This is a genomic window from Spirosoma sp. KNUC1025, from assembly GCF_045160025.1.
GTDB lineage: Bacteria > Bacteroidota > Bacteroidia > Cytophagales > Spirosomataceae > Spirosoma.
Genome location: NZ_CP087141.1, coordinates 285,517 through 301,376, shown reverse-complemented (window position 1 = coordinate 301,376; position 15,860 = coordinate 285,517). Strand labels below are relative to the sequence as shown.

General features: G+C 45.6%; 17 protein-coding genes. 12 read left to right on the top strand and 5 right to left on the bottom strand.

The genetic code is table 11. The annotated features are described in order from the left end of the window. Window positions 1–713 precede the first annotated feature (713 nt). Window positions 714–1,562: a DUF1206 domain-containing protein gene (locus tag LN737_RS33340; protein WP_231780261.1), complete on the bottom strand. Its 849-nt coding sequence runs from the start codon at window positions 1,560–1,562 to the stop codon at window positions 714–716. Between the two features lie 1,329 nt (window positions 1,563–2,891). On the opposite strand from LN737_RS33340, the gene LN737_RS33335 reads away from it, so the two are divergent. The 7 genes from LN737_RS33335 to LN737_RS33305 all read left to right on the top strand — a co-directional run bounded on the left by LN737_RS33335 (window position 2,892) and on the right by LN737_RS33305 (window position 9,065). Beyond that, window positions 2,892–3,251: a DUF4345 family protein gene (locus LN737_RS33335; RefSeq protein ID WP_231780260.1), complete on the top strand. Its 360-nt coding sequence runs from the start codon at window positions 2,892–2,894 to the stop codon at window positions 3,249–3,251. Between the two features lie 37 nt (window positions 3,252–3,288). After that, entirely contained in the window at window positions 3,289–4,200 is a 912-nt protein-coding gene (locus LN737_RS33330) for an AraC family transcriptional regulator (protein WP_231780259.1), read from the top strand. A gap of 185 nt (window positions 4,201–4,385) precedes the next feature. Further along, window positions 4,386–4,970, top strand: a complete 585-nt coding sequence (locus tag LN737_RS33325) for an SDR family NAD(P)-dependent oxidoreductase (RefSeq protein WP_370636589.1) — start codon at window positions 4,386–4,388, stop codon at window positions 4,968–4,970. Between the two features lie 43 nt (window positions 4,971–5,013). Further along, window positions 5,014–5,154: a hypothetical protein gene (locus tag LN737_RS33320; protein WP_370636588.1), complete on the top strand. Its 141-nt coding sequence runs from the start codon at window positions 5,014–5,016 to the stop codon at window positions 5,152–5,154. Window positions 5,155–5,460: 306 nt separating this feature from the next. After that, window positions 5,461–5,940, top strand: coding sequence for a (2Fe-2S)-binding protein (locus LN737_RS33315; RefSeq protein WP_231780461.1), 480 nt, complete (start codon window positions 5,461–5,463; stop codon window positions 5,938–5,940). Next, on the top strand, window positions 5,921–8,107 hold the full coding sequence (locus tag LN737_RS33310; protein ID WP_231780258.1) for a xanthine dehydrogenase family protein molybdopterin-binding subunit: 2,187 nt from the start codon (window positions 5,921–5,923) through the stop codon (window positions 8,105–8,107). The genes LN737_RS33315 and LN737_RS33310 overlap by 20 nt, the downstream gene beginning before the upstream one ends. 31 nt (window positions 8,108–8,138) lie before the next feature. Next, complete coding sequence (locus tag LN737_RS33305) at window positions 8,139–9,065, top strand: AraC family transcriptional regulator (protein ID WP_231780257.1); 927 nt, start codon at window positions 8,139–8,141, stop codon at window positions 9,063–9,065. Between the two features lie 479 nt (window positions 9,066–9,544). On the opposite strand, the gene LN737_RS33300 is transcribed toward LN737_RS33305, so the two are convergent. Beyond that, the gene (locus tag LN737_RS33300; RefSeq protein ID WP_370636587.1) at window positions 9,545–9,850 is read right to left on the bottom strand and encodes a recombinase family protein; all 306 of its coding nucleotides are present in this window, start codon (window positions 9,848–9,850) and stop codon (window positions 9,545–9,547) included. A gap of 263 nt (window positions 9,851–10,113) precedes the next feature. Here LN737_RS33300 and LN737_RS33295 point away from each other — a divergent pair, with 263 nt between their 5' ends. The 4 genes from LN737_RS33295 to LN737_RS33280 all read left to right on the top strand — a co-directional run bounded on the left by LN737_RS33295 (window position 10,114) and on the right by LN737_RS33280 (window position 13,349). After that, window positions 10,114–10,542 carry an antitoxin Xre/MbcA/ParS toxin-binding domain-containing protein gene (locus tag LN737_RS33295; protein WP_231780256.1) on the top strand — a complete coding sequence of 143 codons (429 nt, stop codon included), beginning with the start codon at window positions 10,114–10,116 and terminating at the stop codon, window positions 10,540–10,542. 3 nt (window positions 10,543–10,545) lie between these two features. Then, complete coding sequence (locus tag LN737_RS33290) at window positions 10,546–10,860, top strand: RES family NAD+ phosphorylase (protein WP_231780255.1); 315 nt, start codon at window positions 10,546–10,548, stop codon at window positions 10,858–10,860. Window positions 10,861–11,474: 614 nt separating this feature from the next. Further along, a complete protein-coding gene (locus LN737_RS33285; RefSeq protein ID WP_231780254.1) occupies window positions 11,475–12,437 on the top strand; it encodes an NADP-dependent oxidoreductase in 963 nt (320 codons plus the stop codon). Beyond that, a complete protein-coding gene (locus tag LN737_RS33280; RefSeq protein WP_231780253.1) occupies window positions 12,438–13,349 on the top strand; it encodes an AraC family transcriptional regulator in 912 nt (303 codons plus the stop codon). It abuts the gene before it with no gap. A 214-nt stretch (window positions 13,350–13,563) separates the two neighbouring features. Here LN737_RS33280 and LN737_RS33275 read toward each other — a convergent pair whose 3' ends face one another. From LN737_RS33275 to LN737_RS33265, 3 genes are all read right to left on the bottom strand, one after another. Then, the gene (locus LN737_RS33275) at window positions 13,564–14,247 is read right to left on the bottom strand and encodes an alpha/beta fold hydrolase (RefSeq protein WP_370636610.1); all 684 of its coding nucleotides are present in this window, start codon (window positions 14,245–14,247) and stop codon (window positions 13,564–13,566) included. Next, complete coding sequence (locus LN737_RS33270; protein ID WP_231780252.1) at window positions 14,244–14,534, bottom strand: alpha/beta fold hydrolase; 291 nt, start codon at window positions 14,532–14,534, stop codon at window positions 14,244–14,246. The genes LN737_RS33275 and LN737_RS33270 overlap by 4 nt, the downstream gene beginning before the upstream one ends. Before the next feature lie 372 nt (window positions 14,535–14,906). Continuing rightward, entirely contained in the window at window positions 14,907–15,449 is a 543-nt protein-coding gene (locus LN737_RS33265) for a GNAT family N-acetyltransferase (RefSeq protein ID WP_231780251.1), read from the bottom strand. 3 nt (window positions 15,450–15,452) lie between these two features. Between LN737_RS33265 and LN737_RS33260 the strand changes: the two genes are divergently transcribed. Then, window positions 15,453–15,671 (top strand): hypothetical protein, encoded by a 219-nt coding sequence (locus tag LN737_RS33260; protein ID WP_231780250.1) that lies wholly within the window; start codon window positions 15,453–15,455, stop codon window positions 15,669–15,671. Window positions 15,672–15,860 lie beyond the last annotated feature (189 nt).

The window sequence follows — 15,860 nt, the reverse complement described above, 5'->3', positions numbered from 1 at the left end:
CAACTAGTCGCTACCTTGAAGAGTTCGTATTAGTGGCGTGCGTACGCGACTAAGCAGGCTACGAATTGGGCAACTTTACCTCGTGAAGTCCGATGCAGAGCGGTTGAGTTATAAAGATTCCTCTATGAAGAGATAAGTTATATTAAGATTTAGCGGATGTAAAGTATCTCATCGGCTCTATATATTACAACTCTAACATACCATTAAAGCCCCGATAGGATAACCCTCAACACTTCCCGCTCGTGGTTTAGGTGAGCGATAAGAGGTGAACCCACCTTTTTGAAGTTCTGGCTCCAGGTTGTCCAGGCTGAAGCAATCAATAAAGTCCCTTGACAGGTATGAAAAACCAATTAGCATACCGAGTCAGTTTGTTTTTTCTCAAGCGTTTACTTTGATCAAACACTAGTTCAAAGATGGGAACATATTTTATTTTTAAGCATTTTGGTGTAATCTCAGAAAACCCTGCTTATTTAGTGGACCAGAATTGACTGAAGGTCAAACAAATAGAAATTGACGGAAACGCAATCAACGATATTGCCTCCCTTCTGAGACGAAAGGACGTTAGTGTATCTGCTTCTTTAGTTGGGCGTATAGTTGAAGGGCCTGTTTTAGTAACTGTCGACTACTATCCGTAGCATACGATGCGCCAAAACGGCAAATTTATTTTTATAATCTGCGTGATTCAGTCCGGTTACCCTGCTCGTCCAGGTAACTTAACGACTGGTGTTGATGACTTCGTAGCGGGCACGGACAAACATGAATAGACCGTAGCAAAATAAACCCAGCGCTACGGCACCAAGCAGATAGGATCCGTAACTGGCTTTCTCCAGAAAGACAAAAGCACTGCTACTGCCTCCGGCTTTGCTGGCATTAGCCTCCAGGGCCGCTTTTATAAACAAGTAACCGATCAGCCCCCAGACGATTCCCCGAGCGATGTAGCCGATTTTCCCGGACCGGATGATCATCTTCTTCAGTTCCGTTTTGATGGAAGAGGTCTGGACATTTTTAAGGTATTTACCCAACAAAGCCCGGTAGATCTGGTACAACCCGATGCCAATAATACACAGGCCAATCAGACCGACAAGCCACTGGCCAAACGGTTTCTGTAGTAGCTCCCGAACCAGGGTCTGGCGCGAATTCTCCCTGCCCTGATTACCCTGGCTACCCAATATCATTCGGAAAGAACCATAGGCTAGGAATCCATAGACCAACCCGCTGAAACCATACACCAACCGACGACCGATGCCTTTGGCGTCGGTCCCTTTGTGCTCGTTATCGAGAAAAGCCTGGGTTAGCCGCCAGAGGGCGTAGCAGACCAGACCGGCGGCCACCAGTGCCAGCAAAATCTGCCCAAACGGTTGAGCCAGTATAAATCGAAAGACCCCCTGTTTGTTGAGATTACGTTCCGAACTGCCGCCGATTTCAAAAGCAGCCATAAACGCTAGTATACCAACCAGGCAGTAAACAACTCCTTTGGCCGCCAGGCCAAGCTGGGCAAAACGCTTCACCCATTGAGGCTGGGTGGAGGGTAGGTTGGCGGAGAAGTTGGATAAATCTATCATCTAAATCGTTTTTTATGTAGGTTGCTTTCAGCATAATCAGTCTTCTATAACTAACAGAATTGATTTAGGATAACAAATGTTTTCTGTTACGCTGGATAACCAGCCGTTGACGTTAGAGGTACGGTGATGAAAACCATGAGTGGGTTGCTTAGTCAACGGATGGACTGACAGCCGACTTTTGATCCGCTGACGCCGCTTTTGTAGCTTCTGAGTCTGTGACACATGCCTGAGAGGAAACGAAAACCATCGTCTCTTTAATCGCTCCCACGCGAGACGAAGGAACCTTCATGTTTATGCGTCGAGAAATGGGCGTTTAATGAGCACCCCCTATTTGGAAACAACGAACCGTAATTTGGAAACACTTCGTTTTTTATACTATCCGAATTTTGCATTGTTGATAGGAAAACTAGGAATTAATGAAAAAAGTAAGTTATAAATACAGAAGCTGGGATGTAACGGGATAGTTTACACTTTCCTGAGAATTATGATTATACAAGAAAGTATCCTGCCATGGTTAGCGTACATCTTGGAAGCAGTATAAAAGAGCAAACGGCTAGCCTATACGGCAATCAACTTGCTATAATGGATTTATTGCTTTAACCTTTGACGCTTCTCGCCAAGGGGGAAGTGGGGGCCAATCAAGTTAATGAGAAGATCCTGCATATAAGGGTTGAAGCCATTCGCTGTGTCCTAGCTTTTTACAAGCTTAGTGTTTGTTGACGATAACCGCATCGTCGCATCGGGTTGTGTGAGCAGTAGCTATAGTGCATATGCTTTAATCTAGGAGTAAAGAATTAAGGCAATCGCAAGCCTGGTAGGAACCAAGGCAAGTCGAGCGATTAAAGAATGCAATCGGACAACAACGCACTGCCGAAGCCAACAGTGCAGAAAAACTAATGGCTAACCTTATACCCAATTCAGCTGTAGATGCCACACAGGCAGATAGGAAAACGTAGATTTACTGGAAGCTGTGGATTAGTACAAGATGCCACATGGACTTCGTTCAAACTCACGCAAGCAACTGTTATTTGCCAGTAAACTTAATATTGTTTGATACGTTTCATCTAGCTGACTATTTCTTTGGGCAATCCTCATTGGTTATTATTAGTGACAAAGTCAGCGCATTGGATTCACATTGGGAAGGTTTCGATTTATAGTGTAAAGCCACTGTCAGCAATAAAAAACACATCGCCAAAGGGGAGAGCCAAGCTTACTTATATGCTCAACCCAAAGCATTAGAGAAACGAAAACTTTTTTTAAAATAGCTAATCCCAAATTGGCGTAAACATGATATCAGCAATAGCCTCTTCTACTTAAACTTTATCTACAATGAATTTTTTACTGAAACTAGCGGGCGTCGGTTTGCTGGTCACAGGTCTTCTATTAGCAATCAGGCCGGATTTTTTTGGTAAATTTTCAACATCCCTCAATGCCTATCAGATGATAGAAAAAAGAGTAAAATGGGGGGTGCTGATTGGTATGGGTGGATTCATGATCGTTTATACTAACTGGGTCTCATGGAACTTACTAGCTAGCGCTCTATTACTATCGATTACACTCGGTATTATCCTAGCAAGATTAATAGGCTTTGCGTTAGATGGATTTTTTACCAAACAATCTTATTGGTTGTTGATCGAAATAGTCGCTTTAGTCATTTTTTGGCTATTGTATTGGAAGCAAAGAAATTAAGGCAACCAAATTCATGATTTCCAAAACGGAAGCAGACATGAACAGCATTAATTCTTTATCTGAATTTCATCGCTTACTATCCATTCCCCCACCATTGCACCCGTTGGTCAGTATAGTACATGTTTCGGAGATACACGCCATAACTTCTGATGTCTGGAAAAAATTCATAACTAATTTTTATACGATTTCGCTGAAATATAACAATCAGTCGAAAGTAAAGTATGGCCAAAACTTTTACGATTTTGATCGGGGAACAATGGTATTTACGGCACCGAAACAGGTTCAATCGGTTGAAGTGGAAACCGCCAATACATTCAATGAAAGTTCCGGATCTGGTTATGTGCTCATGTTTCATCCTGATTTTTTAGGAAAACATTCCTTATCGGTAAGTATCAAAGCATACCGCTTCTTTTCCTATTCTGTAAACGAAGCCTTACATCTTTCAGAAAAAGAAGAAAATAATGTGATTGACATTTTTAAAAAAATAGAGGGAAAATATCAGCATATTGACCCTCATACACAAGGTATTATACAGGCGCAAATAGATGTTTTGCTTCAATATAGTAACCGCTTTTACCAACGACAATTTATCACCCGTAAGGCGGTAAACGTCGATTTGCTGACAAGAACCGAAGGTCTCGTCAGTGAGTATTTCAATTCAGAAATGGGCTTAAAAAGAGGGGTCCTTACCGTAGACGCTTTGGCGAATCAACTCAATCTATCCCCCAATTATTTAAGTGATGCACTCAGATCGCTCATCGGACAAACTACCCAACAACACATCCACGAAAAATTGATTGAAAAAGCAAAGGAATACTTAACGGTAAGTAATTTATCGGTTTCCGAAATCGCCTATAACTTAGGCTTCGAGCGTCCACAATCGTTTAATAAGCTCTTCAAAGCCAAGACGAATCAGAGCCCTCTGGAATTTAGGGCGTCGTTTAACTGATCGAAAGTAACCCTGTTGGAACTACTTTGGTTAGGCTTCATCCACATTTACTCTACCTCAATACATCAGTTGTGTGGACTTCGTCTGTCTTTCAATGAGTAAGATCAGACAGTCTAGTATAGTACAATCAAACTGACAAACCTAAAGAACTTCCGGTTGTCCGAGCAATACAAACCGTTAATTACATGAACAAAACCATTTTTATCACAGGCGCTTCCTCTGGCTTAGGTAAGGCAACCGCTAACTTATTTCAAGCGAAGGGGTGGAACGTTATCGCAACGATGCGATCTCCGGAAAACGAAAAAGAGCTGAACCCACTCGCGAATGTGACAGTGTTGCCGCTCGATGTTACGAACCCGGTCGAAATAAAAAACACGGTAGCGAAAGCAATCAGCCTGCATGAAATTGATGCGGTGTTTAACAATGCCAGCTATGGACTAATGGGAGCCTTAGAATCGTTCTCCGATGACCAGATTGTCAATCAGCTTAACACCAAACTGTTGGGTGTGATTAGGGTAATCAAAGAATTTATTCCGCATTTCAGAGAAAAAAAATCGGGCGTTTTTGTGCGTACAACTTCGATGGGTGGCCTGTTAGCTTTTCCCTTGCATAGCGTATACCATGCCGCCAAATTTGGGGTTGAGGGATGGAGCGAAAGTATGCCATTTGAATTAGCCATGCACAATATTCAGATCAAAACAGTTGCCCCAGGCGCTATTGCCACCGATTTCACTGGACGTTCACTGGACAAAGACAGTATCGTCCTCTGACTACGAAAGACTGGAAGATAAACTCTTTGCAAACGTAGATAAAATGATGCGTGTTGCCGCGGATGCCACCCAAATAGCGGATGTGGTTTATGAAGCTTTAACCGATGGGAAAGATCAGGTAAATTATGTAGCAGGAGAAGACGCACAGGAGAAGACGCAAAAGCAATTTATGCAAGGCGTTTAGAATTGGTCCCAATGCTTACAGGAAAGAAATCAAAGCTCAATTTTTAGACTAGACGTACCCTAAAAAATGCACGGAGGTAAGTAGCGGATAGGCTACCACCCAAACAATGTAGCTGAGTAATGGAGCCTTCACTTTTGGCTACAACAAAAGTCGTTTAGACTAACTCCATCAATTCCATCCATAAGACCTTCGTAGCATCAACTCCCTAATTGAGGTTAGGTAGGGTTTTCATTGGCCAATGTGCGCCTGCAAAAGGCGGCATGCATCGCCAACGCGTTTGCTATCTCGTTCAACTTGTTTTAAATGATGAAACTAAACGTCACGATTAATGGTGTAGCCACCGCCTTTGACGTCGACCCTGATATGCCTTTGTTATGGCTTATTCGGGATGAAGCCAAGCTAAAGGGAACCAAGTTTGGGTGCGGAATGGGGGTATGCGGTGCCTGTTCCGTTAGTGTGAATAGTGAGTTGATTCGCTCCTGTTCATATCCCGCGCGACTGGCAGAGGGAAAAAATATAGTCACGATTGAGGGGCTATCTGACGACCAAAATCACCTACATCCAGTACAGCAGGCATGGTTGGATGTTCAGGTACCCCAATGCGGATACTGTCAACCTGGATTTATAATGGCAGCCGCTCATCTTCTGGAAGAAAACAGAAACCCTACCGAAGAAGATATAAAAAATAGCATAACGAATATTTGCCGTTGCGGTACACACCCACGAATACTGAAAGCAATTCTTTTGGCGGCTAAACTTAAAAGCGATGGAACAACCAAATACTAACAAAAAAAAGGGTTTTTCCAGAAGAAAGTTTCTTGCCCGTTCGGGCGCTGCTATAATGGGTTCTGTTGCGTTACTTTACTTTGGGCGATCCAAAATACGTAGCGTCCTGAGCAATGTAGCCGCCGATGTAAAGTTTGACGCGGGTATTACTGATTTTGATCCTACTGTATGGTTTGAGGTTAACGCCGATAATACAATTACGTTGAAATCGCCCAAGATGGAAATGGGGCAAGGCGTTTTCACCGGCTTCGCCATATTGGCTGCCGAAGAACTTGATGTACCCGTTGATATAATAAAGGTTGTCCATGCGTCAACCTTAACAGGCCCACAAAGCACCGCAGGCACGGGATTGAGTAACAGTACATCCTCACTCTATACCCCCATTAGAGAAGTAGCAGCCACACTACGGGAAACCTTAAAACTGGCTGCATCAAAATTATGGACTGTACCCCCTACAGACATACAAACAGCCAATGGGGTTATAACCGCAGGCAGTCATAGCGTGAGTTATGCAGAAATCGCCCAGCAAACCAAAACCTGGGAAATCGCAAAAACACCTGCTCTACGTCAGGCATCTACGTTTAAATACATTGGCAAAGAGCATAAACGGGTCGATCTAGAAGACAAGATACTGGGCAAGACCGTTTATGGAATTGATACGGATATTCCGGGCATGGTTTACGGGGCTGTGTTGTACTGCCCGTACTTTGGTGGCGAGGTGAAAACGGCTGATATAACACTCGCTAAAAACAATCCGAGTGTTTTATCCATAATTCAGGATAAACACTGGATCGGTGTAGTAGCAAAAACAAGGTATGCAGCCGAAAAAGCTATTGCCAGTATCAAGGTTGGCTGGACTTTTGAACCCAATTACACCACACAGGATGCTATTGACGCCATTACAGTCGGCCAGGGTGTAGCGGTAGTCATGCAGGAGGAAGGCAATACAGCTGATGAATTAACCGGTGATGTGCTAGCCAGCGAATACCGAACACCGATAGGATTTCATGCGACAATGGAGCCAAGCATTGTCGTGGCCGATGCATCAGGCGAAAACCTGAAACTATACACCTCTACGCAGAATATCGCTTTCATGCGACAGTCCATTGTCGACCAAACCGATTTTAAGGAAGAGAACATCCAGATCATACCGGCCTTTTTAGGGGGCGGCTTTGGCAGAAGAGGCTATAAGCACAATGCCCTTGAGGCTATCAAGCTATCGAAGGCTGTAGGTAAACCCGTGCATTTGCTGTATACCCGGCAGCAGGAATTTCAAAATGGCTATGTCCGACCCAACACGCATCATATTATGAGTGGCAACCTAGATGCAAATAGTAAAATTTTAGCTATTCAGCATGAATTTGCGACGGGGTCTATGGCTTTTTTAGGCTTGCCGATGGTAAAACCTATTATTGGGGCCGACTTCATGGTGGCGGGTCATGGAGGGCGCTTTTCCTATACGATCCCAAACAGACGAACTAAAATATGGCACAGCGATCTGCCCTTTCAAACCGGTTTATGGCGGGGAGTGGGTATGTTTGCCAATACGTTTGCTATTGAAAGTTTTATGGACGAACTGGCCAGTAAAGCTGGTGCAAATCCTTTAGAGTTTAGACTAGATCACTGTGGCAACACAGCCTTGCTGCAACGTCGTAAAAATTTATTGCTGAAACTTGGCGAAAAGGCCGGCTGGAATAAACCGAAAGCGGAGGCTACTGGCCGGGGTCTAGCTGTATGTGAAGACCACGGTACCATTTCGGCGGCCATCGTTGAGCTGCAACTTATCGATAAAAAAATAAAGGTTCTCCGAGTGGTTCAAGCCATAGACGCTGGAACAATTGTTAACCCAACTGGTGTAAAACAGCAGGTAGAAGGAGCTACCATGATGGCGATTAGTGCTTCGCTGTATGAAGAGGCTACGATTGAAAATAGCCAGTTTACTCAGACAAGTTTTCATACGTATCAGGTTGCTACCCTTACCGATACACCAGAAATAGAGGTCATCATTCAGGAAAGTTCGGAGCCGCCCTCCGGTGTGGGCGAACCTCCCCTTTCGCCTGTTGCTCCGGCTATTGCCAATGCCATCCATAATTTAACCGGATTACGGTTGCGGACACTTCCTTTGCAGGCAGCCCTGGATAAGCAGTATCAGAAGACAGGAAAATAACCCTTACCGAATCGTTAAACCGTGTTTTGTCATGCCAGCCAGGAAACCGATACGCATAAAAACAATTACCGAAGCTCATCAACTGTCTGGATTGCCCAAGCCGGAGCATCCTCTGATAAGCATTGTTGATTATACCGACCTTCAATCGTCTACCAATAACACCGTAGATATAAACCAGGGGTTACTATTGGATTTTTATTACATCACCTTTAAAAAAGGCTTCAAAAATAAATTATATTATGGCCAACAGACCTATGATTTTGATGAGGGGATGTTATACTTTGTGGCTCCCAATCAACTAGTAAGAGGGGCAGGTGCTAGTCCCGAAGACGATTTATCCGGTTGGATTTTACTGGTGCATCCTGACCTTTTGTGGGGAACATCGCTGGCGAGCAAAATAAATAATTACGAATTCTTTAAGTACTCGATCAACGAAGCGCTGTTTCTGTCTGACAAGGAAAGAACAATCATTAACGATATAATCAAACAAATTAAAATCGAATACTACTCAAACATTGATAATTTTAGTCAGGATATTATTATTTCACATCTAGAAACTCTCCTGACTTATGCCGAGCGGTTTTACCAACGACAGTTTATTACTCGTAAAATTAATAATCATCAAATCCTCGCCCGATTAGAAAAACTCCTGTCGGATTATTTTAATGATACAGATTTAACGACAAAAGGGTTACCAACTGTTCAGTATATTTCAACCAGTTTGCACATTTCGCAAAGTTATTTAAGAGGGTTACTTAAATCGTTGACCGGACTAACCACGCAACAACTCATCCACGAAAAGCTGATTGCCAAGGCTAAAGAACGCCTGTCAACCACCGAATTGTCTGTCAGCGAAATTGCCTATGAGTTAGGCTTCGAACATTCACAGTCCTTCAATAAGCTCTTCAAAGCCAAGACCAACCAGAGTCCGCTGGAGTTCAGGGCTTCTTTTAACTGACTGCCGAATACCCCTTTAGAAGTATTGGGATGGTGTTGCTTGACACAAACCATATATATAGTCCGTCTCACAAAAACGCTCCTAACTGAGACGAACGGAAGCTTGTTCATCTGCCTCTAAAATGGGGTAATTCATGAACCGATAGTTATTTCTCGCCCTGCCAAGCCAAGTACCGGTAAACTGTCGCTTGGCTTACATGAAATAACTGACCGATCTCCAGAATTGTATGGGTTTTAAGCGCTTTCATAGACTTAACGGCCCGTGCCTTTGCTTGGGCTTCGGTAGAGCGTCCTTTCGGACGGCCGCCTATCCGTCCCCTAGCCTTTTCTGCGGCCAAACCGGCTATGGTACGCTCACGGATTAAATCCCTCCGGGTGGCCGGTGCCATCAAATTCAGCTAAGGAAGCAAACAGGTTGAAGACTAAACGACACTGTGCGGTAGTGGTATCAAGAGCCACCGTGGCGCGTCGTCATTCAAACTACGGAAGCCGATCGCACCGGCGACCCGGCCCTTTGGTTTGAAAATCATTGATCAAGGTGAATAGCTCTTTTAACGAACTACCCAACCGATCTAATTTCCAGACAATGACCGTGTCGCCTTCTCGAAGAATCGCCAGCATCCTCTGAAGTTGTGGGCGTACCTTAGCTGAAGATACTTTCTTTTGAAATATCTTCTGACAACCGGCTTTTTTCAGGTCATCCAATTGAAGGGCTAAGTTTTGATCCGGGCCGCCGACGGTCGGCCGCTGCCGTGCGGTGGAAACGCATGCATAAACAAATAACATATAGCTATGTAGCCGGCAGCGGCCGACCGTCGACAAAGCGCCCTCAAAAGTACGTGCTGAACTATATTATTTTAAAGAGATGCAATTGATCGTCATTTGGTTGCATTCTGTCAAATAGTATTCCTTTTTTTAAAAGGGGATCAAAGTCGGTAAGTCAAATTATTGAGTAAAATCTATACGCTGCTGTATTCTTGCTGCTGTAAGTTTATAAGGATTTGACCGGATGAACTTTTATAGTTAACTTAGTGACAAAATTCATTCCTATGGCTATCAATTTGCCTGTCTTACCGCCAAATCAAGCCCTGTTGCCCCGGCTCATGACCGAACAGGAGATTATCGCCCGCAGTCGGCAAGGCGTACTACGAGCGGAAGCGGACCGCGTAGCCAAGTTAGTTGGCTTAACCGATAAAGAATTGGCCATGGCTTTAGGCTTATCAGCGTCTTATCTACATCGGCTGAAAGTCGACCAACGCATCAGTCAGGATGCCTCCGAGCGACTGCTGCTGCTAGAGAACTTACTGCTACACGCACTAGATACCTATGAAGGGCGCCCTTCAACTGCCCTCAACTGGATGCGTTCCCCCTTACGTGAATTAGACTACCAAACGCCCCTCCAGACATTGGATACTGTTACGGGCTACACCTTGGTAGACCGGGTACTAGGCCGTATTGACTATGGTATCTTCGGATAAGCTATGGCCATTGTTTATCGAGTGATGCGTCAGAAGTATGCCGCCCAACCCCTAGATGTTACCGGTACATGGCTCAATGGAGGCCGGTGGAATCCGCCGGGTGTTGGCATTCTTTATACGGCCGAACATCCGGCTCTTGCTTTGGTAGAAATCTTAGTTCATATGCCTCAATTGCCCTACGATGAATTACCCGCTTACCGGTTGTTTAGTCTGGAGTTACCCCCTAACACTCAGCGAGTATTAGATGCGGCTCAACTCCCCCCTATTGGCAGGAGAACACCTACAACCGGAGTCAGCACATTGTGGCCGATTGGCTAGCTAAGCCAGATGTGTTAGCCTTGGGTATACCTTCCTCGGTGATGCCATCAGGCATCAACTACTTATTGCACCCAGCCCACAATAGCTATGCATCTATCCGTGTGATTGACGAGAAGCCACTAGTGATTGACCCTCGGCTGAGGTCGAAGTAAGCCAAGAAAAAGCGTAATCCATAATTATAGCTTCATAGACGATCTACCAGAATGGACAGTATCCAAGCAGAATCGTAGGTAACTCCAACCTGTCTTAGCAAATAGCTGTTCCTGAATTCGGGCGTTTCTGGAGACTGCCTATTGAAGAGCGATGTGAGTAGGAAGTCAACGTATAAGAGTAGGGGGGCAGTTCGTAAAATTGTGCCAATACTAGGTTGAGTGAACACAACAAGCCGTAATAAATGAAGGTTTGCCGTTGCTTTGGCGACAGATCGCCACGCTCGACCAGGCAAACTGTTTTGTTCATTGGGTGGCTCCAGTTACCCATTAACAGCTTAGTCACCCCCTAGTTGGCGCTTTGACCGTTCAGGCATGCGTCATATTCGGCTACAACAAAGTCAAAACTGACTACAACAGTTCTTGCTTGGCTGATGACTTTTGTACCAACAAAATCAGCTTCCAATGAAAGCAATAAGAATTCACGAATTTGGCGGCACTGAAGTGCTGAAATTAGAAGACGCGTCGATGCCGGTTCCTGCGGCAGATGAAATCCTGGTAAAAATTTTTGCAAGCGGGGTTAATCCGGTTGACGCTGCCATTCGCCAGGGCGGGAATGATGTATTAAGGCCATTCCTGAAATTGCCCTTGATACTAGGTTGTGATGCTGCGGGAATTGTGGAAGCAATAGGCACTGAGGTAACCAGCTTCAAAAAAGGCGATGAAGTATTTGGCTGTCCAAAATTTCCGGGCAATGGAAGCTATGCCGAGTATGTGGCGGCAAAGGCCAGTCAGTTTGCCTTGAAGCCTGAAAGCCTGTCGTTTAACGAGGCCGCTGCGGTGCCTTTGACAGCGCTTGTTGCCTGGGCCGGGCTTTTTGAGCTTGGCAACTTACAGGCCGGGCAACGCGTTTTAATTCAGGGTGCATCAGGCGGGGTGGGTACCTTTGCCGTACAGTTAGCCAAGGCAAAGAGTGCGTCTGTAATCGCTACTGCGTCGGCAGGCAACCTTGAATTTTTGCGACAAATCGGCGCTGATGAGGTGATTGATTACAAAACGCACCAAATTGAAGACCTGCTGCACGGCATTGACCTGGTGTTTGATGCCTCGCCGATCCGGGATAATGAGCATCGGCTGAAAAGCATAAGCGTAATTAGGGATAGAGGCACCTATGTAAGCGTCAATGTTGATTTTCCGTTTGATGAAAAGGTTGCCCAAGCGCTCGCCCAAAGACACATAACCGGGGAGATGGTGGCCGGGCAGAACCACGAACATCTGGCTGAAATAGCCGCGCTGATTGATGAAGGAAAAGTAAAGGTTTTTGTTAGCAAGGTGTACCCCTTAGCGGAGGCTGCCCAAGCGCAGCAAGAAGTGGCTACGTTTCACGTTCGCGGTAAGATTGTGCTGGAAGTGCAAAAAGAAAAGTAAATGGTAAAAAGGGTCAAAACCATCGATGAATTTCATCGGCTAAGGGGTTTATCTAAACCTGAGCATCCGCTCATCAGTGTAGTAAAAGTCCAAAACGCAAGGCATCTGCACACGGATGAGACTGAGCTTTTGGTGCTGGACTTCTACGTGATCGCTCTGAAAAGAGTACTTAATAAGAGCCGGCTGAAATACGGGCAGCAGGAGTATGATTTCAACGAGGGTATTATGTCGTTCATATCGCCCAATCAGGTATTCGGCATCGTAGCTGATAGCAAACAAGAAGTAAAACAATCGGGTTGGGTGTTGCTGATCCACCCCGATTTTCTTTGGCATACTCCGCTGGCAAACACCATCAGGACGTATGATTTTTTTGATTATTCCGTAACGGAAGCCCTGTTTCTTTCCGAGAAGGAAGAGCTGACAATCCTTGGGATTATTGAGGCAATCCAACGGGAATATCAGTCAACCATTGATACCTTTAGTCAGGACATCCTCATTGCCCATGTAGAAACGTTGCTTCGATACGCCGACCGTTTTTATCACCGGCAGTTCCTGACAAGGCGAAAAGCAAATCATCAAATCCTGCAAAGTTTGGAAACATTACTGACAGCCTATTTTGATAGCGATGATTTGAGTATAAAAGGCTTACCATCAGTCCAATCCATTTCAGGTCAGTTAAATGTATCCGTAAGTTATCTGAGCCGGCTGCTCAAAACGCTCACCGGCCAAACGACCCAACAACATATACACGACAAACTGATTGAGAAAGCGAAAGAAAAACTGTCAACGACCGAGCTTTCCGTTAGCGAAATCGCTTATGAATTGGGCTTTGGTCATTCTCAATCGTTCAGCAAATTCTTCAAAACAAAAACTGCCCAATCGCCCTTGGCGTTCAGGCAATCGTTCAACTAACAGGCAGTCGTGCTGTATTAGATCTGGAGGTTGAAGTGACCCTTAAAGATCCGTCCCCTTTAAGAAGCCGAAGCAAAACACTGCCTGAAGAGTCGTCTCAATAAATGCTCCCACAGGAGACGATAGAATAGTCATACATCTGCTTCAGGAAATGGGCCTTTTGTGACAACCTAGTTGCTGGTCAGTCAGTCACAAAGGCAAAGAATAGGCACTCCTATTGCAGAAAATCCCGCATCAGCTTCTCCGTCTGGGTAGTATGCGAGAGGAACACGTAGTGATTGCCGTCCTTGATCCCTATCGCCCGGCCTCCCTTCACTTCGTTTCGAAACAGGGCCTCCTGTTCAGCATCCCACTTTCTCATGTTGGGAAACGATGCGATGGCCTTCTGGCGACTGGCAGAATCCAGGCGGTTGTAGTATGGGAAAGCATTCCGGACCGAGGTGTGCCGGGCATAAATCGCCAGCGCCGGACATTGGATGCGGCCATAAGCAGGACGCTCTAAGGTCGATAGCGTGGCCGGGAAGACAAAAGCCGGCGTTGTATCTCCAATATACTTGCCATCTTTGGCGAAAATAGATGTGGCCCTGATTTCTTCGGCTGGAATCGACACACCCACTAGTTCATGAAAGGCCTGGCTTAAGTTGTCCAGTGAAGCCGAATCCCTGGCCGTTGGATTGGGTGGGCCAGGGCTTTGGGCCAGTATCTGCATGATATTGGAGCGGTCATAAGCGGCATCGAGGTAAACCAGTTTAGCCGCCCGATCGGGATACAACGACGCGAATTTACTCAGTTCATCCCCGGCGATGGAATGCCCGATCAGCGAGCCTTTCTGGATATGAAGGGAGTCCAGCACAACGAGAATATCATGGGCCATTGTTCCCATGTCATAGCCTATTATGGGTTTGGATGACTGGCCGAATCCCCGGCGTGTGATGGCATAGACGTGGTAGTGATCGGTAAATTTGGGGCAAACTCATCAAAGACGTGGGCCGTGTTGCCCAAGCCGGCTAAAAACACCAGGGCCTGGCCCTCTCCGCCCCAGTCGAGTACTTCGAGGGTAACGCTGTCAGCTACGGACACCAGGCGGGTCTGATGGCCCGATAAGGTCGTTTCGGTTTGGGACGAATGACAACGGGTAAGGACAAGGGTAGCCAGTAGGCCTACGAAAAAGAGGATTGTTTTCATGGTCAGCTAAGAAAACCGATCTTGCCAATCTACTCACATTTTTAAACGGCCTGGCGCTTACTCCAATAAATTGTGTAAACGGTTGAGGACTGCACGTGGAGAAAACAAATGCAAAAGAAGGTCGTGGCAGCAGTTTAAAATGGGGCGTTATCTGGCTTACAAAAAGTAACGTCCATTGAGCGGTTCGGCCTAAGAGCAAACCATCCATGAGTTGGTCAACCAGATCCAATCGGGTGAAGGAGTCAAGCCTGGATCAAGTTCCTTCTACCTATCCTGAATTAGTTATTCATGGTAGCTGCATCGCATGAAACGCTCTTTTATGAAACAAAGAAAGCTCCATCGCTCTGTTTCTCAATGACAGTCAATGATGGCTCACCATACGGTGGCAAGCTCATTATACGTGTATACAAGCGTCGTGCGCATCTTTCCTTTCTGCATAAAATCGTCGACCAGGGTGGTCTCTAAGCGAAATCCGCTCTTCTCTAATACCCGGATTGAGGCCACATTCTGCGCATCACAGGTTGCCCGGATTACATGTAGGCCTAGCTGGCTAACCCCGAACTGAAGTAACCCGCCACTGACCTCAGTGGCATAGCCCTGATGCCAAAACAGGGGGTTAAGGACGTATCCCATCGTCCCCATTGACGGATCGTCTGAATGAATTGTCAATTCACAGCCGCCAATTGGCTGCCTATTGTCCTTTCTTTCAATGCAGAGTTCGTAGCTCATACGGGGAGCAAGCAGGCTGTTTTGCTGAACCTGTTGCAAAAATTTCCGGGTATCCTCCAGGCTGTTAGGGCCCCAGTTTTGGTACTTAACCACTAGTGGTTGACTGGCGTATTGATGAATGGAGAGCAAATCAGTAGGTTGATACTCCCGGATCAGTAATCTATTGGTTTCGAACAGCAACGACATATATTGGGAAGTTCTGCGGAAAAGTACGGCACAGGCCGCCCTGATGATTCGTCATTTGGCTATATGCACGAAGAAGAAACGCGTCGTGGGGTCAGCCATCAATTAACCCAAATAGCGAATATGCCTCTGTTGGCAGATGAATTGAACTTGGCTAGAAACGGACTGGTACGGTACGCGACGAAGGAAGACCTGCTGGTGATGGCCCGTAGCAAGCAGCTGTAAATCAATATTATGACGTGTTGGAATAGGTTATATATCTCCCAGAAGCTCCAGGAATTGAACTTCCTGGAGCGTAGTAAACTGTTACGATACGGCTCAGCTGAGTTGGAAGCATATCAATTTTCTAGGCGAATATGACTTTTCGGAAGGTACGTTACGTAAGTTAGTCAACTTAGATCTGAATCAACGCCT